The sequence below is a fragment of the Rhizobacter sp. J219 genome, assembly GCF_024700055.1.
Taxonomy (GTDB): Bacteria; Pseudomonadota; Gammaproteobacteria; order Burkholderiales; family Burkholderiaceae_C; genus Rhizobacter.
Window position 1 is genome coordinate 91883 of sequence record NZ_JAJOND010000001.1, and the last position, 26674, is coordinate 118556.

A 26674-nucleotide genomic window follows, 5' to 3' on the forward strand; every position below is an offset into this window, starting at 1 on the left:
GCTTGCCGCCGTAGTGGTCACGGCTGTCCAATGGGTAGGTGTGTTCGCATTGGCGAGCAGCGGCATCTCAACGCATGCACAGACCACGCAAACCTACATTGAGAGCGTCAAACCAGCATTCATTAGTGGGAAGGGATATGCATCAGTACAGCAGGAATTCGCTGTAGAACAGGCTCGGTGGGCCGCAAGTTGTGCCGCAAACCCTGGGTATTCTTGTGTCTCGCTCCACAACCTGCATCCTTGTGCCAACAACACGGCGTACCACTGGGGTGAGCCTCAAGACTGGTGTTGGAATTGGACAAGGACGAGTCCAAGCGGAGTAGTGGAAGGCGAAGGCATCACTGGTGCCATTTCGTGGAACAACGTTTGCCCGACCTACCCTTACTTCCGCGTGGTCGTCAACCAGATCTCAGGTTCGGGTACGGATGGCGATCCGCGCGTCTTTAAGAACCGCTGCGAGAGAACCGTCACTCGAGTCCTCCCCGCTGAGTGCGGTTTAGGGAACCCGATCTATCCAGCCAGCGGTACGAAACGACAGAGCGAGCGAGATTACGGCAGCGCTAGCGGCTTGCTCACTTTTACCCGCCACTACAACAGCACGCACGGCCGCTTTCGCCATGAATATGAGCCAGATTTTGCTGGGCCCACGGCAGAACTAAGTTCCGGCTGCGTGGCAGGGGAGGTTTGGTGGGGTTCGCCTGCTGTCAAGTTCGCAAGCTGTTTTCCTTTGCTCAATGTGGCTCCGACCGTGGCACAAGCTCTTTTCACGGGGCCCGATGGGGTGCGTGACGAACTTGCCTGGGATGGGACGTCGGGGCAATCTCTCGCGCCGCATCTGAAGAACAGTCTTATTCGGATCAACTACAACGGATCACCAGCTTGGTTGATGACGCGTCCGGAAGAGCGACGGCTTTTGGTGTTTGATGAGGGTGGCCGATTGCAAAAAGTGCAGCGCGTTGACGGCGCCAGCGTGAGCCTTACTTACTCAAACGGCCAGCTCGCAACCGTCAAAGACGATTGGGATCGAACCCTGCGGTTTGCGCAAGATTCGAACGGCATTTCTGGCCTGACCGATCCGGCGGGCGTCCAAACAACATATAACTACAGCAACCAGAAGCTGACGACCGTCCGGTACCCGGATGGCGGCCTCAGGACATACGTTTGGAACGAACCAGAACTTTCCACTGGAAGCGTGAGTGTCAATCGCCTGACTGGCATCGTCGACGAAGCGCAACGGCGCTTCGCGTCGTTTGGATACCGAGATGGAAAAGCGGTTAGTACCGAGTATGCCGGTGGTGTCAACAGGTTCTCTATCGCAGACGCCCGTACCAGTGGACGCGGGGCTGTCTCGCTGACTTATCCGTCGGGATCGGTTCACACAACCACCTACGAACTTGTCAATGGTTTCTCCAGGGTTGTCGCTAGTACACAGCCCGCTGGCTCGGGATGTACTGCGTCGACGAGCAATATTTCTTACGACGCAAACGGCAATGTGGCCAGTAAGGATGATTTCAATCGCACGCGTACTTGCTACGTCCACGATCCAAATCGAAATGTCGAGACCACGAAGGTCGAGGGACTTTCAAATGCCGTTGCATGCGGCAACGTGACTCCCTTAAACGCCGCGTTGCCCGCAAACGGTCGGAAGACAAGTACAGCTTGGCATCCAGATTGGCGCCTAGAGACAAGGGTCGCCGAACCCGGCCGCATCGTGACGAGCGTCTACAACGGCCAGCCCGACCCCTTCGCGGGTGGAGCCGTAGCAAGCTGTGCTCCAACAGGTGCCCTGTTACCTGACGGTAAACCCATCGCCGTGCTGTGCAAGCGCGTCGAGCAGGCCACCACCGATGCCAACGGCGCTGCAGGCTTCGCCGCCGTGCTCCAGTCCGGCGTTCCTGCGCGCACCACCACCTGGACCTACAACCAATGGGGCCAAGTGCTCACCGAGAACGGGCCGAGAACCGACGTCAACGACACGACGACGTACAGCTACTACAGCGACACCAGCTTCACAGGGGAGGGTGCGGCCGCCGAAGGCCACTTCATGGGTGACCTGCAGACCGTGACCAACCCGGCGGACCGAGTGACCCGCTACACCAAGTACAACAAACACGGCCAAGTGCTCGAGAGCGTGGACCCCAACGGTGTGCTCACCACCCACACCTACGACCTCAGGCAGCGCCTGCTCAGCACCACCGTCGGTGGGCGCACCACGTCCTACCAATACGACCCGGTGGGCCAGCTCAAGCGCGTCACGCTGCCCGACCAGAGCTGGGTGGGCTACGACTACGACGATGCGCACCGCCAGGTGGCCGTGTACGACCACAAGGGCAACCGCATCGACTACGTGCTCGACAACGCGGGCAACCGCATCGGTGAGAACACGCGAGACCCAGGCGGCGCCCTGAAGCGCCAGCTCGTCAGAAGCATTGATGCGCTCGGGCGCGTGCAACAAACCATCGGCAGGGAGTGAGAGATGAGTGCCCGTTTTTCATTTGAAGCGGCACGGGGTGCTGCATTTCTGCTGGGCACATTCGTGTTTGCCACACCGGCGCTCGCGCAGTACGACACGTATTGCCGGCAGTCCGGCAACCCAAGCGCTCCGAACTTCTGTGTCAAGGCGGAGGCAACAGACTGGGTGTATTTCGGAGGAAGTTATCCGTTTACGCTTCAGTACTACAACGAGAAGTCGCTGGAAGACGTTGTAAGCAAGCTAATTGGGGGGGATGACCGAGAGATCCGGGTTCTGGTGTGGATCTCCCACAGTCACTCCTGAGGGTGAATGGGTCACCAGCCCGCCGGAAACGCATGTCCGGTGGTATCAGTACCACCTTCTGCGTACCAGGGGTGAAACAGCGGGCGGGGGTTGCACAGGTCAGCCCGGTTCACTGGTGGACAGCACATATACCGTTTACGCGGACCGATACAAGAACTACTACTGCCCGCCCGGCGAGCAAGGCCCTTTTCTGGGTCCGCTGGGTCAGCGCTACTGCACTCGCTCCATCAATCAATGCGTGAAGAGCGCGAACCCGGTGGCGATCTCCAGTGGACACAAGTTCTATTCACGTCTGTTCGACGCGCCTCTGCTCAGACGTTTTCATTTTTTCCGCAGCTATTTCTCCGTCGCTGAGCAGAACCCTTTTGGTCTCCTGAATCGACCGAAGCCAGAAACGGATCTTCCAATCCTGGACGATCCCACTCCCCGTGCGGATGTGGTCGGCTGGCGAGCCAGCTACGACGCGACGATCTGGACTTCATCGAATCAGGCCGGGACCAACACCGTCATGAATGTTGACATTCCCGGTGGCGGAACGGCCTCCTTCCTTGAAACTGTCTCTGGCTTCACATCGCTGCAAAACAGTCCTGAAGCCCTGGTGCGAACTGCTCAAGGTGGTTTTGTCTATCGCAGTGCCGATTTGCGCGGGTGGGAATTCGATGCGCAACGGAGGCTCACCTCCATCTTCAGCCCCCAGGGGACGCGCATTCGCCTCACTTACGGAGCCAACGGTCAGCTGCAGTCGGCTGACGATTCCTTTGGGCGTTCTCTGGTGTTCAATCTTGGCTCGGATGGCTCTCTGCAGAGCATCTCCAGGCCCGATGGTGAGACCTATGAGTTCAACCTGGGGGCAGGTGTTCTGAGGTCGATTTCTTTTCCTCCGGTGGAGGGAGTGCGCCATTCGATCGGCTACTACTACGACTACGAGAGCGCCGGGCGTCCTGCCTTGGTGACGGGCGAGTTCGACGAGACCGCGCGCCGCACCTCTACGTTTGCCTACGGCTCCGACAACCGTGTGCAAACCACCCAGCTGCACCGTGGAGACGGTGCAATGGTCAATCGCCATGTCTTCGACTACAGCAGCGGTCCCGGTGAGGTGCGCGTGGAAGACCCGCTAGGCACTGTGCGTGCTTTCAGGTTCGGGACATATGGCGGGTTCAAACGCCTCGCTGGTATGTCTCAGCCTGGTGGAAGCGGCTGCGAGGCTGCGTCCAGTTCGACCATTTTTGGTTCTGATGGTTTGCCGCTGGCGATCGACGCCTTCGATGGCACGCGGGCCTGTGTGTTTCATGACGTTCCCCGAGGCCTCGAGGTCGTGCGACTTCAAGGGCTGGCTCGTTCCACAACGTGTGGCGGATATAACACCCCTGGTATTGCGCTTCCTCTTGGCAGCCGCAAGACCAGCACACATTGGCACCCTGACTGGCGCATCGAGACGCGAGTGGCCGAGCCCGGCCGCATCGTGACGAACGTCTACAACGGCCAGCCCGACCCCTTTAACGGCGGGGCCGTTGCCTCGTGTGCTCCCACAAGTGCCCTGTTACCTGACGGCAAACCCATCGCCGTGCTGTGCAAGCGTGTCGAGCAGGCCACCACCGATGCCAACGGCGCGGCAGGCTTCGCCGCCGTGCTCCAGTCAGGCGTTCCCGCGCGCACCACCACCTGGACCTACAACCAATGGGGCCAAGTGCTCACCGAGAACGGGCCGAGAACCGACGTCAACGACACGACGACGTACAGCTACTACAGCGACACCAGCTTCACGGGGGAGGGTGCTGCCGCCGAAGGCCACTTCATGGGTGACCTGCAGACCGTGACCAACCCGGCGGGCCGAGTGACCCGCTACACCAAGTACAACAAACACGGCCAAGTGCTCGAGAGCGTGGACCCCAACGGTGTGCTCACCACCCACACCTACGATCTCAGGCAGCGCCTGCTCAGCACCACGGTCGGAGGGCGCACCACGTCCTACCAATACGACCCGGTAGGTCAGCTCAAGCGCGTCACGCTGCCCGACCAGAGCTGGGTGGGCTACGACTACGACGACGCCCACCGGCAAGTGGCCGTGTACGACCACAAAGGCAACCGCATCGACTACGTGCTCGACAACGCCGGCAACCGCATCGGTGAGAACACGCGAGACCCGGGCGGCGCCCTCAAGCGCCAGCTCAGCAGAAGCATCGACGCGCTCGGCCGCGTGCAACAAACCACCGGAAGGGAGTGAGAACCATGAACGTCAACCTGAACCTTGGCCGCGTCCTGGCCACCACGGCGCTGGCCCTCGGCGGCCTGCTCGGCAGCGCCATTGCGTTCGCCCAGACGGCGACCACCACGGTGCTCACCAGCGCCACCAACCCGCAGGTCGTCGGCCAGAGCAGCGTGCTCACGGCGACGGTGACCCCGGCCGCCGCCACCGGCACCGTCACCTTCCGAGACGGCAGCACTACCATCGGCACCGGCACCCTCTCGGGCGGCGTGGCCACCTTCACCCGCACCTTCCCCACCGCCGGCAACCGCAGCCTCACCGCCATCTACTCCGGCGGAGGCGGCTACACCACCAGCACCTCCGCCACCCTCACCCAGACCGTGAGCAAGGCCGCGAGCACCACCACCCTCGTGAGCAGCGCCAACCCGGCGACCGCGGGCAGCATCACCCTGACGGCCACCGTCGTGGGCTTCGGCACCCCCACCGGCACCATCACCTTCCGCAACGGCACGGCCAGCCTCGGCACGGCCACCCTTGCCTCCGGCAGCGCCAGCCTCACCGTCACGACCCTCGGCATCGGCACCCACAACCTGACCGCCGCCTACGGCGGCAACACCAACAACGCCACCAGCACCTCCACCGTGCTCGCCCAGACCATCAACGGCGCAGCCCTGCCGCCGGCCCCGGTCGCCTCGGCCCCGGTGGTCAACTACGAATACGACGCCCAGGGCAACCCCACCAAGACCGTGCAGGCCCCCGGCCAGACCGGCTTCGGCTTCGAGACCCGTGCCAGCTACGACCCCCTCTCCCGCGTCAAAGACACCACCGACCCCAAGAACGGCATCACCCGCTTCCAGTACGACGGAGGCGACCGCCTCACCCAGGTCACCGACCCGCGCCAGCTCGTCACCCAGTACCCGCGCAACGGCCTGGGTGACGCCACCAGCCTCGTGAGCCCCGACACCGGCACCGCCACCCACACCTACGACGAAGCCGGCAACCTCAAGACCCGCACCGACAGCCGCGGGGTGCTCACCACCAACACCTACGACGCCCTCAACCGCCTGACGCGAAGCGTCTACAGCAGAACCGGCCTGACCACCCAGACCTACGTCTGGAACTACGACCAGACCGGAACCGGCTACGCCAACGGCATCGGCCGCCTGACCAGCACCACCCACCCGAGCGGCAGCACGCAGTACACCTACGACGCCCAAGGAAGACTGCTCACCGACATCCAGCGCGTCACTGCGGCCACTGGCGCCAACACCAGCACCATCACCCGCACCGTCACCTACACCTACGACACGGCCGGCAACATCGCCACCATCCTCTACCCGAGCGGCCGCAAGCTGACGCTGACCTACACCGATGGGCAACTCACCAGCATGGGGCTGGGCGCCAACGCCACCGCCACGCCGGTCAACCTCATCAGCAACATCAGCTTCGAGCCCTTCGGTGGCCCGAAGAGCTGGAACTGGCAGCTGGGCAGCAGCACGCAGGCGTATGAGCGCAGCTACGACGGCAGCGGGCGATTGATCCGCTATCGGCTGGGCAACAGCGTGCGCGACATCGGCTACGACGCGGCCGACCGCATCACGAGCTACACGCATTACGACGCGATCACCGCAGCACCGCAACCCAGCCTGAACCAGAGCTTCGGGTATGACGAGAACGGGCGGCTCACCACCATCACCACGGCCACTGCGAGCTGGACGATCGGCTACGACGCCAATGGCAACCGCACGGGGGTGACGCTGAACGGCACGCCGAGCGTGTACGCGACGGCGACGACCAGTAACCGGCTCAACAGCATCACGAACCCGGCCAGGAGCTTCGGGTATGACGAGGCGGGGAATACCACCAGCGACAGCACGAACTACACCGCCACGTATGACGCGGCGGGCAGGCTTGCTACGCTGACCAAGGCTGGAACGACGACGACCTACAGCTACAACGGGCTGGGGCAGCGCGTCAGGAAGTTCAGCAGTACGGGGGCGACCAGCACCAACATCTTCGTGTATGACCAGCAGGGACAACTGCTGGGTGAATACACGACCACGGGCACAGCGATCCGGGAGTACGTGTGGCTGGGCAATACACCGGTTGCGATGTTCACACCGCCGCCCAGCGGCAGCACGCCAGTCGTCTACTACTTCCAGACGGATCACCTGAACACACCCAGAGTAGTGATCGACACGGCGGGCAATGTCCGATGGAGATGGTTGGCTGAGCCCTTCGGGACGACTGCGCCTGAGGACAACCCCTCTAACCTCGGAGCGATCACGCAGCCGCTTCGCTTCCCAGGCCAGTACGCGGACTCAGAGAGTGGGCTCTTCTACAACTACTTCCGAGACTACGACTCCACCACCGGTCGGTACGCACAAAGTGATCCGATCGGATTGGCTGGAGGTATCAATACATATGCATACGTTGCTAGTAATCCGCTCCTCTATATCGATCCTGATGGTAGATTTTCGACGCTTGGTGGTGTGTTGGTTATTGGTGGAGTTATTTACGGAGGTTATAAAATTTATGATAAGTTCGAACAATTCAACAGGGAAAACGAAGCTTGTAAGCGTATGTGTGAGAGCACGGTTGCCTGTGGCGACCCAGAGCGTACGGCGATGTACCAAGCAAACGCAGCAAGGTGTATTGCCACATGCAAAGCGAATGCACATATAACGACCTTCTTTGGCGTAGGCAGAGGGCCGACCGGGCCAAAATCGCCTTTAACGACTCCAGACTACTTCCCTAAAACGCCGCCGGCGATCGGTAAGCCGTGATCGTTGCAATTAATGCGCTCATGTTCCTAGGCACTGTGTGGACAGTCGCCTCGTTCGGGTTCGTCGCCGTCGCTTTGTCCACTGTGATGAACGAGCCAAGTTATATAGCGAATAATCAACTTTATTTCGCTTTGGCGGTAAACGCGATCTCTGCCGCGATCTCTCTCGCGCTTTCTATTTTCTTGGCGATGCTTTTGCTCCGTCGGAAGTTTTTCATTGGAAATCGACTCTCCCGATTGATATTTTTAATGATCGGAGCTGTATATTTTTCCGTTGGTATCTACTCGTTTTTTATCATTCCTACAGAGGCGCTAGATAGCTTCTTTGGACGCTTTCTAAACAATGCCAGGTTTGAATTTATTTGCCTTGGCGCAATTGCGACCGTGTTGTATGCGCGTAATCTATTTGGGGAAGACTAGGGTTACACGAAGACTGGGAAGACGAAGACTGCGAAAGTAGACCTGGGGTCAGATACCGTCTTGAAAGTCAAGGCGGTGGATAGCCAGAGAAGCATCGAAGGGCTTGCCGGAGCGAACGACGCCGAAGAGGAAGTGGACGAGCTTTCGCATGGAAGCGCCCACGACGGCCTTGGGCGCCAGGCCGTGGGCCTTCAGACGCTCTCCGAACGCTTTGATTGCTGGGTTGTGCCTGAGGGCGACGAGCCCTGGCATGTAGAGGGCGTGGCGTACCGAAGCGTGGCCGGTACGACTGAGCATGGTGCGGCCTTTGACGGACGAGCCTGATAGCTTCAGGCGAGGCGTCACGCCGATGAATGCGGCCAGGGCCTTGGCGTTGCGGAAGCGTCGGATGTCGCCGATATAGGCCAGTACCTTGGCCACTGTGGTGCCCCCGGAATACTGCGCATGAGATCAGCGTCGCGGCGCAGTTGCGGGTGCATGTCGATGTGATCATCGATCTGGCGCTGCAACTCGGCCATGCGCTCCTGCAGCCAGTCCATGTGCTGGCGCACCGATGCGATCAGCTCCTCCTGGCCGGCAAAGCAGTGGCCTTCCAGCCGGTTGGCCTCCTGTTGATGCATGTCCTTGAGCGCTTGCAGTCGGTCGACCAATGCACGCAGCTGCCGGTACTCCAGCGCAGGCGGCTGCCAGGCGTCGGGGCGCATTGCAGCGCAAAACCGAGCCAGCAAGGCGGCGTCGGCCCGGTCTGTCTTGTTGCGCACCAGTTCGCTCTGAGCAAACCCCTTGATGCGAGCCGGGTTGACCACGCTGACGCGCCAGCCGCCGTCGGCCAAGGCGATGGCCGCCGCTTCGCTGTACGGCCCGGTAGCCTCCAGGCACAAGTGCGTGTGCTCTGCGAGGGCCGCGCGATCTTGCAGCCAACCCAAGAGCGCTGCGTGACCCTGCGCATCGTTGTCGAACACGCGCGACTTCACCTTGCCCCGCTCATCCATCAGCGCCACGTCGAGCTCGCGCTTGGACACATCCACACCTACCCACAGTTCGTTCATCGCTACGGACCATCCTCGTATGCGGGCTCTTCGGCGTGCTGCTAAGGGCACACCCGCCCAAGTTACCGTTCGGTCTTGTCGAACGAAGAAACGGGCAGGAGCACCTATCTAACCCACGGGCTTCTCAACGCTTGAACCTTGATCGCCCTTGGTCTCGCCGATGTCATCCTGCCCGGCCTGCTCAGCTTCGCTTCCACAGCTTACTGAGTCGGCGGCGGGAAGATACGAGGTCTTGCATTCCAACATTTGTCGCTTATCCACGTTCGAGGAACAGGCGGCGCGTTTGACGGTTCGGAACAAGGCGCGATCGGTTTCATTGATGCGCTTAGCAGGGTGACGCACACCTTGATCGACATACAGCACCCGTACCCCGTCTTCTACGTCGAGCGCCCTGACCCTGTCGATGGCCGGTGCGTGCTGCAGGCCCAATGTGACCCCGACTGGGTACAGGAGCCCGAGGGTCTATGAAGCGGAATAAGATGGCCTGCCCTCTGCGTCTGCAATTCGCTGGAGCCCTGTACCACGCAAAGACTAGGGTCACGAAGACTGGGGTCAGGTCTTGCGCGACGACATTCACTGGCGTCAATAAGCCTCCCGACTTGCTGAGAGTCTTCGGCTTTGCGACCCGCGCAGTACCCGCTCAGTACCCGATAGAGACCCGATTCCTACCCACTTGATACCCGATGCAGGGCTGTATCGGCGCTGTGGCGCAGGCTCAAACGCTACCTATTGAGCCGCAAAATGCCCGACGCAGGATAGGCCGACCCGCCGTTATGTACCCCCACACGCGGCGTAGAGCCGCGTTACGAGTTGGACTTGGTCGCTGAGGCTCTGGCCTCGGCGAGTGAATCGCCCCGGGTTTCCTAGACACCCGTGAGCCGTTGGGAATGGCGTCGTTCGAACTCTACCGGCGAAGTGCCGCCAGCGGTGCCGTGGCGCCGCTTGGAGTTGTAGAACATCTCGATGTAGCTGAAGACATCGGCGCGCGCGTCGCTGCGAGTTGCATAGACCTGCCGGCGGATGCGCTCGCGCTTGAGCAACTGGAAGAAGCTCTCGGCGAGGGCGTTGTCGTGGCAGTTACCGCGCCGGCTCATGCTGCTGACCAGGCTGTGGTCGCGAAGGAAGGTCTGCCACGCGTGCCCGGTGAACTGGCAGCCCTGATCTGAATGGACCGTGACCGGCTGCTGCGGCTGGCGTCGCCACAGCGCCATGAGCAGCGCGTCGAGCACGAGGCCGGTGTCGATGCGGCTGCCCATGGACCAGCCCACCACCTGGCGCGAGAACAGATCGACCACGACGGCCAGGTACAGCCAGCCCTCGTGGGTTCGTATGTAGGTGATGTCAGTCACCCAGGACTGGTTGGGCTCGCTCGCCGTGAACTGGCGTTGCAGATGGTTCGGCGCGACCACCGCAGGCTTGCCACCGCGCACGCCCGGCCGGCGCCGGTAGCCGGCCTGCGAGCGCAACCCTTCGAGCTTGAGCAGCCGCGCTACGCGGTGCTTGCCGCAACGCTCACCCAGGTCGCGCATGTCCAGCGTCAGCTTGCGATAACCGTACACGCCTCCACTCTCCAGCCAAGCCTGCTTGAGCAGACCCGTCAGTCGCTGGTCGTCCTTGGTCCTCGGGCTTTGCGGTTCGGTCCTCCGGACGTAGTAGCCGCTGGGGTGCACCTGCATCACCTTGCACATGCGCCGAACGCTGTGTTGCTGGTCGTGCGCCTTTATGAACGCGTACCTCACCCGGACTGCTTGGCAAAGTACGCTGCGGCCTTTTTTAGGATGTCGCGCTCCTCGGTCACGCGCTTGAGTTCGGCCTTGAGACGGCGCAGTTCTTCGGCCTGCGTCGCTTGCGCTTGCTGTTCAGGCTTGGGCACGCCGTAAGTCTTGATCCACTTGTACAGGCTGTGCTGGCTGACACCGATCCGGGTCGATACCTCGGCCACCCGGTGGCCTCGCTCCGTAATCTGCTTGACCGCCTCAATCTTGAATTCTTCGGGGTAGGGTTGGTTGGTCTTCATGGCACCTCCTATTGGGCCTTAGATTGAGGCTCAAAGGTGTCTACTGGACCCGGGGCGATTCAACCGCACCGGCGTGACCCTGAACGGCACGCCGAGCGTGTACACGACCGAGGCGACGAGCAACCGGCTCACAAGCACGACCAACCCCGCGAGGAACTTCGGCTACGACAGTGCGGGCAACACCACCAGCGACACCTCGGGGTACACCAGCACCTATGACGCGGCCGGGCGGCTGGCGACGCTGACCAAGGCCGGCGTCACCACCACCTACAGCTACAACGGGTTGGGGCAACGCGTCAGGAAGTTCAGCAGCACCGGAGCGACCAGCACCAATATCTTCGTGTATGACCAGAGCGGGCAGCTGCTGGGTGAATACTCCAACACCGGGGCGGCGATCAGGGAGTACGTCTGGCTCGGCTCAACGCCCATTGCGATGTTCACCCCACCGCCCAGCGGCAGCACGCCGGTGGCGTACTACTTCCACACAGACCACCTGAACACGCCGCGCGTTGCGACCGACACGGCGGGCAACCTCCGCTGGCGATGGATGGCTGAGCCCTTCGGGGCCACGGCACCCGAGGACAACCCCTCTAACCTGGGGGCACTGACGCAAAACCTGCGCTTCCCCGGCCAGTACGCGGACGCGGAGAGCGGGCTCTACTACAACTACTTCAGAAACTATGACTCGACCACGGGGCGGTACAACACCAGCGATCCGATCGGGCTTGCGGGCGGCATCAATACGTACGCATATGTGGGTAGCAATCCGTTGATGGGGATTGATCCGAATGGCCTACTTGACCTTCGCAATCAAGGCCCGATCAGATTCCCGCGCAACCCGGGACCCGGAGAACCCGGCTTGCCGTGCGCAACGGCCGAGTGTGCAGCCAGGGTGTTGCCAGCCGGGCAGACTGCGCCCGCTGCGTTGCTTCCTGGCGGAGTCGGATTCAATCAGGATCGCTGCGTGCAAGACTATTTGCGGGACTACTATGGTGCGGTTGGTGCAGAGGTAATGGTCCCAGGATTCAGCTTGCTGAGCTATGTGCCTGGTAGTGGCACGGCTTCCGATGCCTGGATCAGTACAGGCTTGTCGCTGTCTACTAAGGGATTGGTGGTTGGCATTCCTGCCGCAATGGAGATTGCCATTGATGCCTCGGGGGCTGCCGGCGCTGGTGTTAGGGGCGGGAACTCATCAAGGACCCTAGTGAGAGTTGGAGCCAGGGCGGGTAGCTTTGCACGCGGTGGGAGCGCAGTTATGGCTGTGGCAGGAGTGGGGGGGCGCATCGTGGTCGACGGCGGCGAATGCAGCGGCCCTGATTCACTGTGCCTGCCAAAAGTAGGAGGCGATACATGCGTGAGTTCTTCAATACCTATCCGGTTTTAGCCAGCCTTCTCGTAATGGTGCTCTCCTTGGTGGTTGGCGCAATCGAGCTTGGTGCAATGAAGTCGCGTGCACCGGCCATCCTGACATGGGTCTTCGGCGGGCTCGCACTTACCGCACCAATAGGATCATCGGCGTTAGCCTCAGGTATCAAGTTGGTACTGATCGCCGCTTTCCTCGCAGCCTATGGTTTAGGCGTCGCCTTTGTGTGGAAGTCAAATTGAGGGAGAGCGAGAAGAGCTGGGGTCCGAGAAGAGCTGGGGACAGAAGAGCTGGGGACTGGCGTGGGTCAGTTTTGGATGGAAATCTACCGGCTCAGTGGGTCAGTTTTGGATGGAAATCAACTTCGGTACGAACAAGGCGAAACTTGCTCGGCAACCCCTGAAGGGACGACGGGCAGAGCGGCTTGCCGAACAGCCCCTCCGCGGTAAAGTCCCACCCCACAAAAGCGTGGGAGGCGCGTCGACATGAAGAGATACACGAACGGTTTTGCCTTGCTGAAGTTGCTGCAGGGCCTAGGCGTCTTTCTATTTGCGTTGGCGGCACTTCCGCAGACCGCTTCCGCCCAGAACACCTATACCGACCCGCAGGACATCGCTCGCTGCCAGACGCCCAACGTGGAGTGCGTCAGGCCGACGAGGCAGGATCCGTATCAGTACAACTTTGTCGACTATCCCTCTGGTGGTGGCAACATCAGCGTGCCGGCGGCCACCGAAGCGGAATCGAAGGCGCGCTACCTTGAGGCGCTGGGGGGGTGCTCCGTCAGCTTCACCGACCTGCCATGGATGGATGTTCCGCAGCCACCGGCCTCGGGCACACATCGTGTGGGTGCCAGCTGCGGAGGCCAACCCGGCGACGGCGGGTGGGTCAACTTTTCAGGCGGGTTGGAGAGCTTTCAGATCGTCTGCCAGACCCGCGCCGTGGTGGTGTATCCGCGCTTCAACTACGGAGGGCCGACCTGCGACAAGACGCGCACCGTCGAGGGCTACAAGGCGCGCTGGTCAACCGTGAGTTGTCCTGCGGGGTTCAACTTCACTGGCGGCTACTTCTGCTATCGCTACTGTCCGGCCGGCAACTATTCAACCAATGGCGCTGCGTGCAGCCCCATTCGGTACATTGACGTCTATCGCGACAAACCCAAGGACCCAAGCTGCCCGACGAAGAATCCTCAGGTCGGCAACCCCATCTATCCACTCACGGGCGCGAAGCGGCAGGATGTTGGCCTGGGTATCCGCATCGGAGGCCAGGAAGTCACGATCAGCTACGACACCCGGACGCGTCTGCCCGGGGCTGTGTGGAACATCGGTGCATCACCTTCGTTCGGCCCGCTGTGGCAGAGCAATCTGCACAAGAGCATGGTGCTGCAGTCTGAGTCCGGCGGGCCGGGCTCCGCTTACAGCTCCGTGGCACTGATGCGTGGCGGCGGCAGGTCGCAAAGTGGCAGCGTGGACGGGATGGCCGGTTGCACGGGCGGTGGCGGCGGGCCTGGGAGCGCAAGTGGCGGCATGCTGTACACCTCGCCGGCCGACAAGGCCCTGCGAATCGATTTCACGGGCGGCACCGGCCGGCTGGTGGATGGCACCGATCTTCTGTTGGAGACCTATTCCCCGGCGGGAGTCTTGCTGACCCTGGGCCGGGCCGATGGGAGTGGCGGGCTGACCTATGTCTACAGCGATGCCAACACGCCGCCGGCCATCGCGCCCGCACCGGGCTTGCTGATTCAGGTCAACGACCACTTCGGGCGCAGCATTTCCTTTGCCTACGAGCAGCCCACGAACGGCGCGCCGCGTGTCGTCGCGATCTCCGATACGGCCGGCCAGGTTATCCGCGCCGCGTACGACACCGCGGGCAACCTCAGCACCTTGACCTGGCCCGACAACCGGGTCGAGACCTTCGTCTACGAACGCAGCGACCTGCCTTGGGCCCTGACGGGGATCGTCGATGGAAACGGCCGGCGGCACGCGACCTATGGCTACGACAACGCAGGTCGCGCCACGAGCACGGAGCTGGCGGGAGGCGTGAACAAGTTCACCGTCTCTTATTGGGGTAGTGCACCGGGGTGGTCGGTGAGCTCCACGCAAATCAGTCCGGGCTTGGTCTGCCGAGAGCACAGTTGGACAGCGCCCGGGGGGGCCATCGTCGTCCAGCCCAATGGCTCGGACAACAGGCTCACGGCCACCACGTCGCAGGGCATGACCGGCCTCGCCGGGCAGACCTTGCCAGCCGGCAGCGGGTGCGCTGCCAGTACCAGTGCACAGCGCTATGACGCGCAGGGCAACGTGAGTTCGTATGACGACCACAGCGGTCGGCGCACATGCTTTGCCTACGACAGCGACCGACGCCTGCGCACCATCACGCTCGAAGGGCTGTTGAACACGACGAACTGCCCGGCGAACCTTGAGACCTACGTTCCGCCCGCCAACTCAGCCAACCCGGTGCGCATCACTCGCCGTTCGTGGCATCCGGACTGGGTGCTGGAAACGAGGCGCTCCGAGCCAGGGCGCATCACCACCAGCGTCTACAACGGACAACCCGACCCCTTCGCCGGTGGAGCCATCGCGAGCTGCGCACCTGCCTCGGCATTGCTGCCGGACGGCAAGCCGATTGTGGTGCTGTGCAAGCGCGTGGAGCAGGCCACGACCGACGCGACCGGTGCGGCTGGTTTTTCTGCGGCGATTCAAGCGGGGGTTGCTGCGCGTGTGACCACCTGGACTTACAACGGCTGGGGGCAGGTGCTCAGCGAAGACGGGCCGCGAACCGACGTCAGCGATGTGACGACCTACGCGTACTACGCTGACACGGTGTTCACGGGCACCGGCGTCGCTGCGGAAGGGCATTCAACTGGCGACCTGCACACCGTCACCAATGCGAGAGGTGGTGTGGTCCGCTACACGAAGTACAACAGGCATGGGCAGGTGCTTGAAAGCATCGACCCGAACGGTGTGCCCACGACGTACAGCTACGACCAGCGGTTGCGCTTGCGCGCCACGACGACCAACAATCAGAGCACCCTCTATGACTACGACGCGGTGGGCCAGCTCAAGCGCGTGACCTTGCCCGACCAGAGCTGGATCGGTTACGACTACGACGATGCACACCGGCAAGTGGCGGTGTACAACCACCAAGGCAGCCGGATCGACTACGTGCTCGACAACGCGGGCAACCGCATCGGCGAGAGCGTCAGGGATCCGGAGGGGAACTTGAAGCGGCAGTTGAGCAGGAGCATCGATGCGCGAGGCCAGATTCAACAGATCACCGGGAGGGAATGAGAACGGCTGGGTTCATCCTCCTGAATGAAGCGGGCCGGCCGCGGTAAAGTCGCAGCCGCAGACGGCCAGGGAGGCGCGCAAGACATGAAACGACCCGCACACGGGTTCACGTTGCTGGAGTTGCTGGTGGTGATGGTCATCATCGGCCTGCTGGCGAGCTACGTGGCGCCTCGCTTCTTCGATCAGATCGGCAAGAGCGAGGTCAAGGCGGCCCGTGCTCAGCTGGATGCGTTCGACAAGGCGCTTGCCACCTATCGGCTGGACACCGGGCATTTCCCAAGTGGTGATCAAGGGCTCAAGGCCCTGGTCGAACGGCCTGCGAGCGAGCCCAAGTGGTCGGGCCCCTATCTGGCCAAGGCTCTGCCGCCCGATCCGTGGGGCAGGGCGTACCTCTATCGCATGCCCGGTGAGCAAGGCCGTGACTACGACCTGTTGTCGCTCGGGAAAGACGGCCAGCGTGGCGGCAATGGCGAAAACGCCGACATCAGTGTGTGGGACACCGGCCGCTGACCCGGCGCCGGTACAGCGGGAGGCGTGGTGCGAGTGCAGTTGACGGTGGCCCAAGGGCGGGGCGCACCCAAGCAGATCGAGCTGGAAGCGGCGTCAATCGCCCAGGCACGCGCGATGGCGATGGAGCAGGGCTATGCAGTGCTGGCCAGTCGCCCATCGACGCTTGGGGGCGACTGGTGGCGGCCCATTCGGGGGCGAAGCACTTTCGACGTGCCGGTTTTCATCGAACAGCTGCGAGACCTGCTCACCGCGGGCTTGAGCGTGATCGAGTCGCTCGACGCGCTGCGGCGCGGTGCCAAGGGCGAATCGATCGCGGTGATCCAGCGCGTGGAACAACAGTTGCGCGAAGGCAAGACCCTGTCGGACGCGCTGGCGGCAGACGAGGCTTTCCCGCCGCTGCTGGTCGCGCTCGTGCGTGCGTCGGAGCTCACGTCGGACTTGCCGCAGAGCCTCTCGCGCTTTCTGGACCACGAGCAACGGGTGGCTGAGCTGCGCCATCGCCTCAGCTCGACCGCGATCTACCCGGCTTTGCTGATGGGTGTTGGCGGGTTGGTGCTGCTGTTCCTGCTGTTCTATGTGATGCCGCGTTTTGCCCGCGTCTTCGAAGGCATGACGGGCGAGCTGCCGTGGTCGGCGCGTGCCATGGTGGCGTGGTCGCAATTGCTTGGCGGGCATGGTGCGTGGCTGGTGGGCCTGGCCTGTGCCACCGCCGCAGGTCTCGCCTTCGGATTGAGTTTGCCTTCGGTGCGCGCCAAGGGCATGCAGGCGCTGATGACCTGGGCGCCGCTGCGTGAGCGCTTGAGAACGTACTTCCTGTCCCGCTGGTACCGGGCCACGGGCATGCTGGTGGAAGGGGGCATTCCGCTGCCCCAGGCGCTTCATTTGGCCAACGGATTGTTGCCGGAGGCGCTTCGCCCAGGCGGGGCCGCTGTGCTTCAGGCGGTCAACCAGGGCTTGTCCCCTTCAGCCGCGCATGCAAAGGCCGGCATGGCGACGGCGATTGCGGAGCAGTTGATGTTGGCCGGTGAGCGCACGGGTGATCTGGGGGGTGTGCTGACCCGCATCGCGCAGTTTCATGACGCCGAGGTGAGCCGCAGCCTGGAACGGGGCATGCGCGCGCTCGAGCCGGTGGTGATGGTCTTGATCGGCCTGGGTGTTGGTGTGGTGGTGGTGCTGATGTACATGCCCATCTTTGAACTGGCATCGGCCATCCAATGAGCACGGCTGCGCTCCCGACCGAAAGCCTGGTTGCTCGTATCGCAGCGCTGCGCGGGCAGGGCTGTGGCGACCTGATGGCGGCGTTGCGTGAGGGCAGTGCCGACGTGCAACAGCTCACCGAAAGCCTCGGCCCGCTGCTGGGCCTGTCGGTGGTTCGCCTCCAAGACATCGAATCCTGGACGCCTGCATTCGATCGGCTGACGTTCGCTCAGTCGGCGCAACGGCGTTGCGCTCTCTTCGCACCGACGACGCAGAGCGAACGCCGGCACCTCGTGCTCACGGATCCCTTCGACACCGACCTGGTCGCCTGGGCGCTCACCCGCTTCGGCTCGCTGCACCTCCACTTGGCGAGTGCAGAATCCTTCGACGCGTGGATGGCCCATGCGGAAGCGGGCATGACGGCCCTTGGCAGCCTTGGGGCGCAGCTCGCGGACAACAGCGTGGCACCTCTCGGTGCAGCGGCCGAGTCGCTGAGCCTGCAAGACATCGGCTCAGAGGAAAGCCCGGCCGTTCGCTTCGTCAATTCCACGCTCTATGACGCGCTCAAGACCGGGGCCTCCGACATTCACCTGGAAAGCGATGCGACGGGTTTGGGGGTCAAGTTCCGCATCGATGGCGTGTTGACCGCCATGCGCCGTGTGGACAGCGTGGAGCTTGCTGCCCAGGCCATCAGCCGCATCAAGGTGATGGCGCAACTCGACATCGCCGAGCGCCGCGTGCCGCAAGACGGTCGGCTGCAGATTGGCTACAAGGGTCGCGCCATCGACGTGCGGGTGTCGGTGATGCCGAGCATCCACGGCGAAGACGCCGTGCTGCGCATTCTCGATCGCGAACATTTGGCGCAAAGCCTGGCGGGCCTCACGCTGGCGAAGCTTGGCTTCGACGACACGATGCGAACAGCCTTGCACGCGCTCTGCCGCAAGCCGCACGGCATGCTGCTCGTCACGGGGCCCACGGGATCCGGCAAGACCACGACGCTCTACGCCGCGATTTCCGAGACGCACCAGTCGCGCGACAAGATCATCACCATCGAGGATCCGGTGGAGTACCAACTTGCGGGCGTGTTGCAGATTCCCGTTAATGAGCGCAAGGGCCTCACCTTTGCGCGAGGCTTGCGCTCCATCCTGCGGCACGACCCGGACAAGATCCTTGTCGGCGAGATCCGTGATGCCGAAACGGCTCAGATCGCGGTGCAGTCGGCGCTGACGGGCCACCTTGTGTTCACGACGGTGCATGCGAACACGGTGTTCGATGTGGTGGGGCGCTTCGATCAGTTTGGCATTGACCCGTACACCTTTGCGTCGGCCATTAACGGCGTGCTCGCTCAGCGGCTGCTGCGCAAGCTGTGCCTTCAATGCGCGGTGCCGGCGAGCGGGGAAACGACCCGGCCCCCATTGTTGGCAAGGGGCTGCGAGCATTGCCGAGGCACGGGCTACAGCGGGCGCTTCGCGCTGGGCGAGCTGCTGGTTCTCACGCCTGACATCAAGGCGCTGCTGGCGCGCCGGGCGCCTCTGGCCGAGATTCAGGCCGAGGCGGCTCGCCACGGTTGGCGGGGGCTCAGAGAACAGGCGATGGAAGCCGTGGCGCAAGGCATCACGACGCTCGACGAGGTGGACCGTGTGGCGGCTTAAGCAGTCTTCCTCTCGTGAAGTGCTTCGACTCGGGCGGTTGGCAGCAGAGCGTTGGAAGGAAGTGCCCGGCGGCTTGACTTGCGTCGCCGCGCATCCCCTGACCCCGGATGCGGCCGATCGTTTTGCACCACTGCCACATGCAATCGAATCGCTGTTCGCGCAGGCCGGCGACGCTCGTGTCACAGTGGTGCTGGAGTCGGCCTGGGTGCCGTTGATGCTGGCCGAGACGGGCCGAGCGATCTGGCACCGATCCGAAGTGGAAGCCTTGTTGCGCCACCGCTTTGCAGCGTTGCACGATGAACTCACCGACCCGGTGGGCGAGTGGGATGTACGTGTCGATCATCGGCCAGGGGACCAATGGGCCCTGGGCTACGGATTCAGCAGCCGTCTGCGTATGGCCTTGGACGAGGCCTCGCGTCTTTCGGGCCGTGAATGGGTGGCCTGCCTGCCGGCCTGGAGCTGGGGTTGGCAGAGGGTTCAGCCGCAACGCCAGTGGGCGAAGAATGCAGGTCACTGGGTCTGGCAAGAGCAGGATCGCATGTTGCTCGGCAGCTTCGTTGCGGGACGGCCGGTGGCGCTCAATCCTGCAGGCCGCTGGTCCCACGACGCTGAGTCGCTTGGAAGCGAGCTTCGTGTACACAGCGTGCGCTGTGGGTTGCAGTCGGCGGATTGGCACGCAGTGGTGGCTGGCTGGCATGCAGCAAGTGAGTTGCCCGCGAGCGCAGGCCACCTCACTTGGGCGGGATTGGGCGGGCAGGGCGCCAAGGCGAGGGTGGCGGCATGAGCTTGCGTGTCGTCGACTTTGCCGAACCGCGCGACCGTGTGCCCAGGCTTGGTGTCGTCTTCATGGCCGCGGGCCTGATGAGCTTGCTCGCGGTCGCCTGGTGTCAAGAAAGATGGGCGGCAGACCGTGAGCGGGCGTTGCAAGAGGTCGAGCGCCGAGCTGAAGCGCTGCGTGTGCAACGTCAGGCGAAGCCTGTCGTGACCACTGCGACGGTGGATGAGAAGCGTATGCAGCGCGTCGTCGCCGAACGAAGTCGCCCTTGGATGGCGGCTTTGCGTGCCGTGGAATCTGCGACGCGTGATCCAGTGTTTCTCTTGGCCATGAATGCAGATGTGTCGAATCACAACCTGCGTCTGGATGCAGAAGCACCCAGCTTCGAGCACGCACTGGCGTATGTGCAAGTGCTGCCAGACGGGGTGGGCATCGCGTCGGCGCACTTGCTGTCGCACGAGTCGGTGACCGATGCCACTTCGGGGCGGCAGGTGGTACGGTTCTCCGTGTCTGCCCGCTGGAGGTCGCCATGATTTTGTCTAGGCATGCGGTGCTCGTGTTCGTGGCCCGCGGCACGACGCGCTTTGGACGCACCGGGTGGCTGGGGCTGGCACTTCTTGTCGTGGCGGGCGTCTGGTTTGCGCAAATCTGGGGGCAGCATCAGCAGCCGGTGGCTCTAGATGCGGATGAGCCTGCGCTTGTCTTGCCCGCTGCACCCGTGCGCCTGCCCGCCACGCAGCACGGCATGTCGTTGGCCCGCGAGAATGAACAGGCATTGCTGCTCACGCAGATCCAGCAGGTGGCCGTGTCACAAGGCCTGTCGTGGGCCGCGGCTGACTACAAGGTCTTGCCTGCAGGCGAGGCCACGCCCGCGTCTGTCGAGGTGCGCTGCACCCTGAAGGGCACTTACCCGCGTTTGCGCGGAGCGCTTGCGCAATGGGTGCAGCAGGTGCCGGGGCTTGCGATCCGCGACCTTTCCCTGTCTCGGACGAGCAGTGACGTTGCAGATGTGGAGGCGAAGCTCCAGCTGGTCGTCTTCATGCGCTCGGAATCAGCCGAGGGTCGACCGTGAAGCAAGGGCGGCTCGTCGCGCTGCTGGTAGTTGCAGCGGTACTCGCTGGCGCCCGCTGGTGGTGGCCCCCCCGCGCGGACGCTCTTCCCCAGGCCATGGAGGTGGTGACAGCCGTGGAGCGCCGATCGGTCGAGCCTTCTCCTGTGACGAAGGGGCCAGCAGCGACCCTGGGCGTCGGTGTGGACCTGCCAGGCAACGCCTTCTCGGTGCGCATGGTTGCGGTGCCGAGCACGCCGCCTCCGCCGCCACCCCCGCGCCCGCCCAAGGAAAAGCTTTTTGTAGGGCCGCCGGCGCCACCACCGTACGTGCCCCCGCCGCCACCTCCGCCTCCTCCGATCCAGGTGGTGGGGACGTGGGATGACGGTAAGTCTCCGGGCGTGTTCATATCGTCGCCACAAGGGGGCACCGTCCTCGCGAGGGTGGGCACCGTTCTGTTGGCCGACTACAAGGTGACGGCCCTCACGCCTCAGCATGTGGCGCTGATCCACACCTCTTCGAAACACGAGTGGCGCCTGCCCATCCCACGCGCCGGAAGTCATCCATGAGATTGAGCAATTTCTATCCGTCGCGGCGAGGCCTGTGCCTCTTGCTCTCGTTGGCGATGGTCGCCTCGACAACGGGATGCGCAGGCTATCAGTCTTTCCGAGATGGCAAGTCTGCTCTGGCCGAAGGCCGCACAGAGCAAGGCCTGGCCAAGCTCAAGGAGGCGTCGGACAGGTCGCCGAACGACAACGACTACCGCCGAACCTACTACACCGAGCGCGAAGCCGCGGTGAATGCGGCCCTGCGCGAAGCCGATGCAGCGCTCGAGCAGGGGCGCTTCGCCGCGGCACGCGATGCCTACGGGCGTGCATCGCGGCTCGACCCCTCGAACGCCAAGGCGTCTGCTGGCATCGGGCGCACTGAAGCGGCAGAGCGCCACTGGACTGCGCTGGACGCCGCGGCTGCACAGGCAAAAAGCGGTGGTTTTGATTCGGCGATTGCCAAGGCGCAGCAAGTCTTGTCTGAGAACCCTAACCACCGGCGTGCGAGCCAGATGCTGCGCCAGTTGATGCGCCAGCAGGCGGATGCGACCGGCAAGGAGCTGGGCATCTACCCGAAGCTGAAGGCCGCCTACCGTGTGCCGGTGTCGCTGAGTTTCACCAACGCGTCGTTGCTGCAGGTGTTCGATGCGCTCAAGCAGGCGTCCGGCCTCAACTACATGATTGAGCGCGATGTACGGCCTGACCTGCGTGTGACGCTGTCGGTCACCAACAAGCCAGTTGAAGACATCGTGCGCTTGTTGCTCGCCACCAACCAGCTTGAACGCCGGGTGTTGGACGACGATACCTTGCTCATCTATCCCAACACACCTGCCAAGGCGGCCGAGTACCGCGAAATGGTGGTTCGCACCTTCTATTTGAGCAATGCCGAAGCTGGCAAGGTCGCCAACGCAGTGCGCAGCATTGCTAAGGCACGCGACGTGGTGGTGGACGAGAAACTCAACATGCTGATGGTGCGCGACTCGGCCGAAGTGGTGAGACTCGCCGAGAAGTTGATTGCGGCGCAGGATCTGCCCGACCCTGAGGTCATGCTGGAGCTGGAGGTGCTGGAGGTCAGCGTGAACAGACTTCTGGAGCTGGGCATTCGGTGGCCGGATTCGGTGTCGGCCTCGGTGTCGGGTGTGGATGGCATTGCGGGACAGTTGCGTTTGGACGAGTTGCGCGAAGGGCGACGTAACCGGGGCATGATTTCGCTCAGCACCAACGATCCGTTGATCTCTGCACAACTCCGCAGCACCAAAGGCGATGCTAACCTCTTGGCCAACCCTCGCGTGCGTGTGCGCAACAAGCAGGCCGCGAAGATCCTCATTGGCGAGCGTGTGCCGGTCATCACGACGACGGCTACCGCCAACGTTGGAACGGCGGAGTCGGTGAGCTACCTCGACGTAGGCTTGAAGCTAGACATCGAGCCGACGGTGTCACTCGACGACGAGGTGTCGATGAAGATTGCGCTGGAGGTGTCGAACATTCTTGACACCGTCACGCGAGCGAGCGGAACCCAGGCATATCGCCTTGGGACACGCAATACATCAACCAGCCTGCGAGTCAAAGACGGTGAGACGAACATCCTCGCGGGGTTGATTCAGCGTGACGAGCGTCGCTCGAACACAGGCATTCCTGGGCTGAATGAGATTCCCGTTGTGAGCAAGCTGTTTGGTGCCGCGCAGGACAGCGACACGCGCACCGAGATCGTCTTGTTGATCACGCCTCGGATTGTTCGCAATCTCGATGTGCCAGGGGTCGGGCTGCAGGAGTTTTTGTCGGGCACTGACGCATCAGTGGGGGCGTCGCCGATCCAGCTGGGTTCGCCGACACCAGGGGCGATGGCCCCCGGGAGGCCGGTCGGGCTGCCTGTGCCTAACCAGCCGCCGCAATATGTGCCTCCTGTTATCCCATCGCCGGTTCCATCCGTGCCGCCAGCCGCTCCTCCACCAGCGCTGACTCCGCCACCGATCGTGCCTGTTGCACCAACAGCGAGATGAGGCAAGCCCGCGGATTCAGCCTGATTGAGCTGGTTGTCGTACTGGCCATCCTGGCCGTGTTGGCAAGCGTCGGTTTGCCGCTGGCTGAATTGGCCCATCGGCGCACCCAGGAGGAGGATCTTCGGCGGTCGCTTCGGGAGATTCGGTCAGCTCTGGACACCTATAAGCGGTTGGTCGATCAAGGATCCATTCAGAAAGCCGCTGATGGATCCGGTTACCCGCCGAGCCTTGACGTGCTGGTGGCCGGCGTACCGGATGCGCGCTCCCCTCGCGGAGCGAAGATCTATATTTTGCGGAGACTGCCTCGTGATCCTTTCGCGGAAGAAGGCATGAGCGCGGCTGAAAGCTGGTCCCTTCGCGGATACGCCAGCGGGCCGGATGATCCGAGGCCTGGGGCCGATGTCTTCGACGTCCACTCAAAGTCGGGTGGTGTCGGGCTCAACGGCGTGCCCTACCGGGAGTGGTAGACATGCGCAAGGCGAGAAGTGGGTTTACGTTGATCGAACTGCTGGTTGTGATGTCCATCATGGCTGCATTGGTTGCCATTGCCGCGCCACGCTACTTCGGGTCGGTTGATCGGGCTAAGGAGGCCACGCTTAAAGTCAATCTGCGCCTCATTAGAGAAGCCATCGACAAGCACCGGGCGGACACGGGAAAGCTTCCGGAGAGCCTAGGCCGACTCGCCGAGGCCCGTTATCTGCGAGCGGTACCAGTAGACCCAATGACCGAGCGCAGCGACAGCTGGACGCTGCAACCCCACCCAGATGGCCAGACGCCTGGTGTGTACGACGTTCGCAGCGCCGCTGGTGGGGTGGGCGTGGACGGAACGGCGTATGCGAGTTGGTGAGCGGCGACAACGCGGGCCGGGCGGATTCACCTACCTGGGACTCTTGCTCGCGATTGCGCTGATGAGCGTTGGGCTCTTGGCAGCGTCCGAGGTTTGGGTAACCCAAGCACGTCGGCAGCAGACAGCCGAATTGGACTGGATCGGCGAGCAGTACGTCCAAGCATTGGGCAGTTACTACCACTCGTCGCCGGGCTCCGTGAAGGTCTATCCCGCCACGTTGACTGAGCTGTTGGAGGATCGTCGATTTCTGTTCATGCGGCGGCACCTGCGGCAGATCTATCGCAACCCGTTTACCGGCAAGCCGGATTGGGAGCCTATCGTTGGCGCCGGGGGTGGGATTGTGGGTGTTCGAGCTCGTGTCTCCGTCCCGGAAGGTGAGTCGGTGCGAGAGTTCACGCATAGGCCCTGATGGCGCGGGCGCTACACTCTGCGCCTCGTTGTTGTGACAGTTTCGTGACAGATCCGCGCTCAGCGGACCATTCCCCTCCGGAGAACCACCATGTTGTTTGGCAAGCTGCTGCCACGCGAAGGCAATTTCTTTGAGCTTTTCAATCAGCATGCGAACTACATCGTGGAAGGCGCCCGCGCCTTCATCTCGATGATCGAGAACTACAGCGACCTCGACCAGCGCGAGAAATACGCCAACCTGGTGGTGTCGGCCGAGCGTTCGGCGGACAAGGTGACGGCCGAAGTCAACCGCCTGCTGCACAAGACCTTCATCACGCCGATCGACCGCGAGCAGATCCACAGCCTGATCAACGCGATGGATGACATCGTCGACCTGCTGCAGGACGCGACGGAGACGATGCAGCTCTACGACGTGAAGGCGATGACGGAAGAGGTGCTGCGCCTGGGCGACCTGAGCGCCAAGTGCTGCGAGCGTGTGCAGCACGCGGTGTCTCTGCTGCCCCGGCTGAGCCAGCCCGATGCGGCCGAGGCCGCGATCAAGACCTGCGAAGAGATCGACAAGCTCGAGTCGGACGCCGACCGGGTCATGCGCTCGGCAATGTCGAAGCTCTTCCGCGAAGAAACCGACGTGCGCGAGCTGATCAAGCTGAAGGCGATCTACGAGCAGCTCGAATCCATCTCCGACCGCTGCGAAGACGTGGCCAATCTGATCGAGGGCGTCGTCCTCGAAAATTCCTGATCCGGCCCGGAGCTTCGGATGCAAACGATCCAGGTGGCGTTCTGGGTGGTGGCGATGCTTGTCGTGCTCGCCCTCTTGTTCGACTTCATGAACGGTTTCCACGACGCGGCAAACTCGATCGCGACGGTGGTGTCCACCGGTGTGCTGAAGCCGCAGCAGGCGGTGCTGTTCGCCGCCTTCTTCAACGTGCTCGCGATCATGGTCTTCCACCTCAACGTGGCGGCCACGGTGGGCAAGGGCATCGTCGATGCGGGGGTGGTCGACCACCATGTGGTCTTTGGGGCGCTGATCGGTGCCATCACCTGGAACGTGATCACCTGGTGGTACGGCATCCCGTCGAGTTCGTCGCACGCGCTGATTGGCGGGATCTGCGGCGCGGTGATCGGCAAGGCTGGCGTGGGTGCGCTCATCGGGACGGGGGTGCTGAAGGTCGTGGCCTTTATCTTCGTGTCGCCGGCCTTGGGTTTCATCCTGGGCTCACTCTTGATGGTGGTGGTGGCGTGGGTCTGCCGGCGCACGTCGCCTCTGCGCGTCGACAACTGGTTCCGGCGGCTGCAGCTCGTGTCGGCAGGCCTCTACAGCCTGGGCCACGGTGGCAATGACGCGCAGAAGACAATCGGCATCATCTGGATGCTCCTCATCGCCACCGGCTACTCGGCCGTTGGCGACAAGCTGCCACCAACCTGGGTCATCTGGGCGTGCTACCTCGCGATCGGCTTCGGGACGATGTTCGGCGGCTGGCGCATCGTGAAAACGATGGGCCAGAAGATCACCAAGCTCAAGCCGGTCGGCGGCTTCTGCGCTGAAACAGGCGGGGCATTGACACTCTTCCTGGCCACCGGGTTGGGCGTGCCGGTGTCCACTACCCACACCATCACCGGCGCCATCGTCGGCGTGGGCTCGGTTCGCAGTGCGTCCTCGGTGCGCTGGGGGGTGGCCGGCAACATCGTCTGGGCCTGGGTCTTCACCATCCCGGCCTCGGCCTTCGTGGCCGCCATCTTTTACTGGATCAGCCTGACGCTGTTCCCGTGAGGCGCATGCGCGCGG

Annotated in this window: 24 protein-coding genes; 20 read left to right on the plus strand and 4 right to left on the minus strand. The window is 62.9% G+C overall.

Translation table 11 applies throughout. From position 1 onward, the window contains the following. Positions 1-322: 322 nt before the first annotated feature. The 5 genes from LRS03_RS00385 (at position 323) to LRS03_RS00405 (ending at position 8187) form a co-directional block, all read left to right on the plus strand. Positions 323-2473 carry an RHS repeat protein gene (locus LRS03_RS00385; protein ID WP_257823342.1) on the plus strand — a complete coding sequence of 717 codons (2151 nt, stop codon included), beginning with the start codon at positions 323-325 and terminating at the stop codon, positions 2471-2473. 3 nt (positions 2474-2476) lie between these two features. After that, entirely contained in the window at positions 2477-2776 is a 300-nt protein-coding gene (locus LRS03_RS00390) for a hypothetical protein (protein ID WP_257823343.1), read from the plus strand. 115 nt (positions 2777-2891) lie between these two features. After that, complete coding sequence (locus tag LRS03_RS00395) at positions 2892-5000, plus strand: RHS repeat domain-containing protein (protein WP_257823344.1); 2109 nt, start codon at positions 2892-2894, stop codon at positions 4998-5000. A gap of 5 nt (positions 5001-5005) precedes the next feature. Then, positions 5006-7768, plus strand: a complete 2763-nt coding sequence (locus LRS03_RS00400; protein WP_257823345.1) for an Ig-like domain repeat protein — start codon at positions 5006-5008, stop codon at positions 7766-7768. Next, on the plus strand, positions 7765-8187 hold the full coding sequence (locus tag LRS03_RS00405; protein ID WP_257823346.1) for a hypothetical protein: 423 nt from the start codon (positions 7765-7767) through the stop codon (positions 8185-8187). The genes LRS03_RS00400 and LRS03_RS00405 overlap by 4 nt, the downstream gene beginning before the upstream one ends. Before the next feature lie 48 nt (positions 8188-8235). On the opposite strand, the gene LRS03_RS00410 is transcribed toward LRS03_RS00405, so the two are convergent. From LRS03_RS00410 to LRS03_RS00425, 4 genes are all read right to left on the minus strand, one after another. Continuing rightward, positions 8236-8607 (minus strand): transposase, encoded by a 372-nt coding sequence (locus tag LRS03_RS00410; protein ID WP_257823347.1) that lies wholly within the window; start codon positions 8605-8607, stop codon positions 8236-8238. After that, positions 8529-9236, minus strand: coding sequence for an IS110 family transposase (locus LRS03_RS00415; RefSeq protein ID WP_257823348.1), 708 nt, complete (start codon positions 9234-9236; stop codon positions 8529-8531). Before LRS03_RS00415 ends, LRS03_RS00410 begins: the two co-directional genes overlap by 79 nt. Before the next feature lie 108 nt (positions 9237-9344). After that, on the minus strand, positions 9345-9665 hold the full coding sequence (locus tag LRS03_RS00420) for a hypothetical protein (protein WP_257823349.1): 321 nt from the start codon (positions 9663-9665) through the stop codon (positions 9345-9347). Between the two features lie 434 nt (positions 9666-10099). Beyond that, a protein-coding gene (locus LRS03_RS00425; RefSeq protein ID WP_257823350.1) for an IS3 family transposase occupies positions 10100-11253 on the minus strand; the annotation gives its coding sequence in 2 pieces (ribosomal slippage) (positions 10100-11013 and positions 11013-11253; 1155 coding nt in all). 73 nt (positions 11254-11326) lie between these two features. On the opposite strand from LRS03_RS00425, the gene LRS03_RS26465 reads away from it, so the two are divergent. The 15 genes from LRS03_RS26465 to LRS03_RS00505 all read left to right on the plus strand — a co-directional run bounded on the left by LRS03_RS26465 (position 11327) and on the right by LRS03_RS00505 (position 26659). Next, positions 11327-12637 (plus strand): RHS repeat-associated core domain-containing protein, encoded by a 1311-nt coding sequence (locus LRS03_RS26465; protein ID WP_308296372.1) that lies wholly within the window; start codon positions 11327-11329, stop codon positions 12635-12637. Then, positions 12604-12858, plus strand: a complete 255-nt coding sequence (locus tag LRS03_RS00440; RefSeq protein WP_257823351.1) for a hypothetical protein — start codon at positions 12604-12606, stop codon at positions 12856-12858. The genes LRS03_RS26465 and LRS03_RS00440 overlap by 34 nt, the downstream gene beginning before the upstream one ends. A gap of 243 nt (positions 12859-13101) precedes the next feature. After that, complete coding sequence (locus tag LRS03_RS00445; protein ID WP_257823352.1) at positions 13102-15903, plus strand: RHS repeat domain-containing protein; 2802 nt, start codon at positions 13102-13104, stop codon at positions 15901-15903. Between the two features lie 84 nt (positions 15904-15987). Then, on the plus strand, positions 15988-16413 hold the full coding sequence (gspG, locus tag LRS03_RS00450; RefSeq protein WP_257823353.1) for a type II secretion system major pseudopilin GspG: 426 nt from the start codon (positions 15988-15990) through the stop codon (positions 16411-16413). Between the two features lie 33 nt (positions 16414-16446). Further along, on the plus strand, positions 16447-17631 hold the full coding sequence (locus tag LRS03_RS00455; protein ID WP_257823354.1) for a type II secretion system F family protein: 1185 nt from the start codon (positions 16447-16449) through the stop codon (positions 17629-17631). Further along, on the plus strand, positions 17628-19262 hold the full coding sequence (locus LRS03_RS00460) for a GspE/PulE family protein (RefSeq protein WP_257823355.1): 1635 nt from the start codon (positions 17628-17630) through the stop codon (positions 19260-19262). The genes LRS03_RS00455 and LRS03_RS00460 overlap by 4 nt, the downstream gene beginning before the upstream one ends. Then, complete coding sequence (locus tag LRS03_RS00465; protein ID WP_257823356.1) at positions 19249-20046, plus strand: hypothetical protein; 798 nt, start codon at positions 19249-19251, stop codon at positions 20044-20046. Before LRS03_RS00460 ends, LRS03_RS00465 begins: the two co-directional genes overlap by 14 nt. After that, positions 20043-20570 carry a hypothetical protein gene (locus tag LRS03_RS00470; RefSeq protein ID WP_257823357.1) on the plus strand — a complete coding sequence of 176 codons (528 nt, stop codon included), beginning with the start codon at positions 20043-20045 and terminating at the stop codon, positions 20568-20570. The genes LRS03_RS00465 and LRS03_RS00470 overlap by 4 nt, the downstream gene beginning before the upstream one ends. 23 nt (positions 20571-20593) lie before the next feature. Continuing rightward, positions 20594-21109 carry a GspMb/PilO family protein gene (locus LRS03_RS00475; RefSeq protein ID WP_257823358.1) on the plus strand — a complete coding sequence of 172 codons (516 nt, stop codon included), beginning with the start codon at positions 20594-20596 and terminating at the stop codon, positions 21107-21109. Between the two features lie 541 nt (positions 21110-21650). Beyond that, on the plus strand, positions 21651-23633 hold the full coding sequence (locus tag LRS03_RS00480; RefSeq protein WP_257823359.1) for a secretin N-terminal domain-containing protein: 1983 nt from the start codon (positions 21651-21653) through the stop codon (positions 23631-23633). After that, positions 23630-24100, plus strand: a complete 471-nt coding sequence (locus LRS03_RS00485) for a type II secretion system protein (RefSeq protein WP_257823360.1) — start codon at positions 23630-23632, stop codon at positions 24098-24100. Before LRS03_RS00480 ends, LRS03_RS00485 begins: the two co-directional genes overlap by 4 nt. 2 nt (positions 24101-24102) lie before the next feature. Beyond that, positions 24103-24480 carry a type II secretion system protein gene (locus tag LRS03_RS00490; RefSeq protein WP_257823361.1) on the plus strand — a complete coding sequence of 126 codons (378 nt, stop codon included), beginning with the start codon at positions 24103-24105 and terminating at the stop codon, positions 24478-24480. A gap of 43 nt (positions 24481-24523) precedes the next feature. After that, the gene (locus tag LRS03_RS00495) at positions 24524-24889 is read left to right on the plus strand and encodes a hypothetical protein (RefSeq protein ID WP_257823362.1); all 366 of its coding nucleotides are present in this window, start codon (positions 24524-24526) and stop codon (positions 24887-24889) included. A 90-nt stretch (positions 24890-24979) separates the two neighbouring features. Continuing rightward, on the plus strand, positions 24980-25627 hold the full coding sequence (locus tag LRS03_RS00500) for a DUF47 domain-containing protein (RefSeq protein WP_257823363.1): 648 nt from the start codon (positions 24980-24982) through the stop codon (positions 25625-25627). An 18-nt stretch (positions 25628-25645) separates the two neighbouring features. Next, complete coding sequence (locus tag LRS03_RS00505) at positions 25646-26659, plus strand: inorganic phosphate transporter (protein WP_257823364.1); 1014 nt, start codon at positions 25646-25648, stop codon at positions 26657-26659. Positions 26660-26674: the final 15 nt, after the last annotated feature.

Excerpts from the sequence above, each read along its gene's own strand:
- LRS03_RS00390 (WP_257823343.1), top strand. The coding sequence starts at position 2,477 with ATGAGTGCCCGTTTTTCATTTGAAGCGGCACGGGGTGCTGCATTTCTG.
- LRS03_RS00400 (WP_257823345.1), top strand. The coding sequence starts at position 5,006 with ATGAACGTCAACCTGAACCTTGGCCGCGTCCTGGCCACCACGGCGCTG.
- LRS03_RS00415 (WP_257823348.1), bottom strand. The coding sequence starts at position 9,236 with ATGAACGAACTGTGGGTAGGTGTGGATGTGTCCAAGCGCGAGCTCGAC.
- LRS03_RS00440 (WP_257823351.1), top strand. The coding sequence starts at position 12,604 with ATGCGTGAGTTCTTCAATACCTATCCGGTTTTAGCCAGCCTTCTCGTA.
- LRS03_RS00445 (WP_257823352.1), top strand. The coding sequence starts at position 13,102 with ATGAAGAGATACACGAACGGTTTTGCCTTGCTGAAGTTGCTGCAGGGC.
- gspG (WP_257823353.1), top strand. The coding sequence starts at position 15,988 with ATGAAACGACCCGCACACGGGTTCACGTTGCTGGAGTTGCTGGTGGTG.
- LRS03_RS00460 (WP_257823355.1), top strand. The coding sequence starts at position 17,628 with ATGAGCACGGCTGCGCTCCCGACCGAAAGCCTGGTTGCTCGTATCGCA.
- LRS03_RS00470 (WP_257823357.1), top strand. The coding sequence starts at position 20,043 with ATGAGCTTGCGTGTCGTCGACTTTGCCGAACCGCGCGACCGTGTGCCC.
- LRS03_RS00480 (WP_257823359.1), top strand. The coding sequence starts at position 21,651 with ATGAGATTGAGCAATTTCTATCCGTCGCGGCGAGGCCTGTGCCTCTTG.
- LRS03_RS00485 (WP_257823360.1), top strand. The coding sequence starts at position 23,630 with ATGAGGCAAGCCCGCGGATTCAGCCTGATTGAGCTGGTTGTCGTACTG.
- LRS03_RS00490 (WP_257823361.1), top strand. The coding sequence starts at position 24,103 with ATGCGCAAGGCGAGAAGTGGGTTTACGTTGATCGAACTGCTGGTTGTG.
- LRS03_RS00500 (WP_257823363.1), top strand. The coding sequence starts at position 24,980 with ATGTTGTTTGGCAAGCTGCTGCCACGCGAAGGCAATTTCTTTGAGCTT.
- LRS03_RS00505 (WP_257823364.1), top strand. The coding sequence starts at position 25,646 with ATGCAAACGATCCAGGTGGCGTTCTGGGTGGTGGCGATGCTTGTCGTG.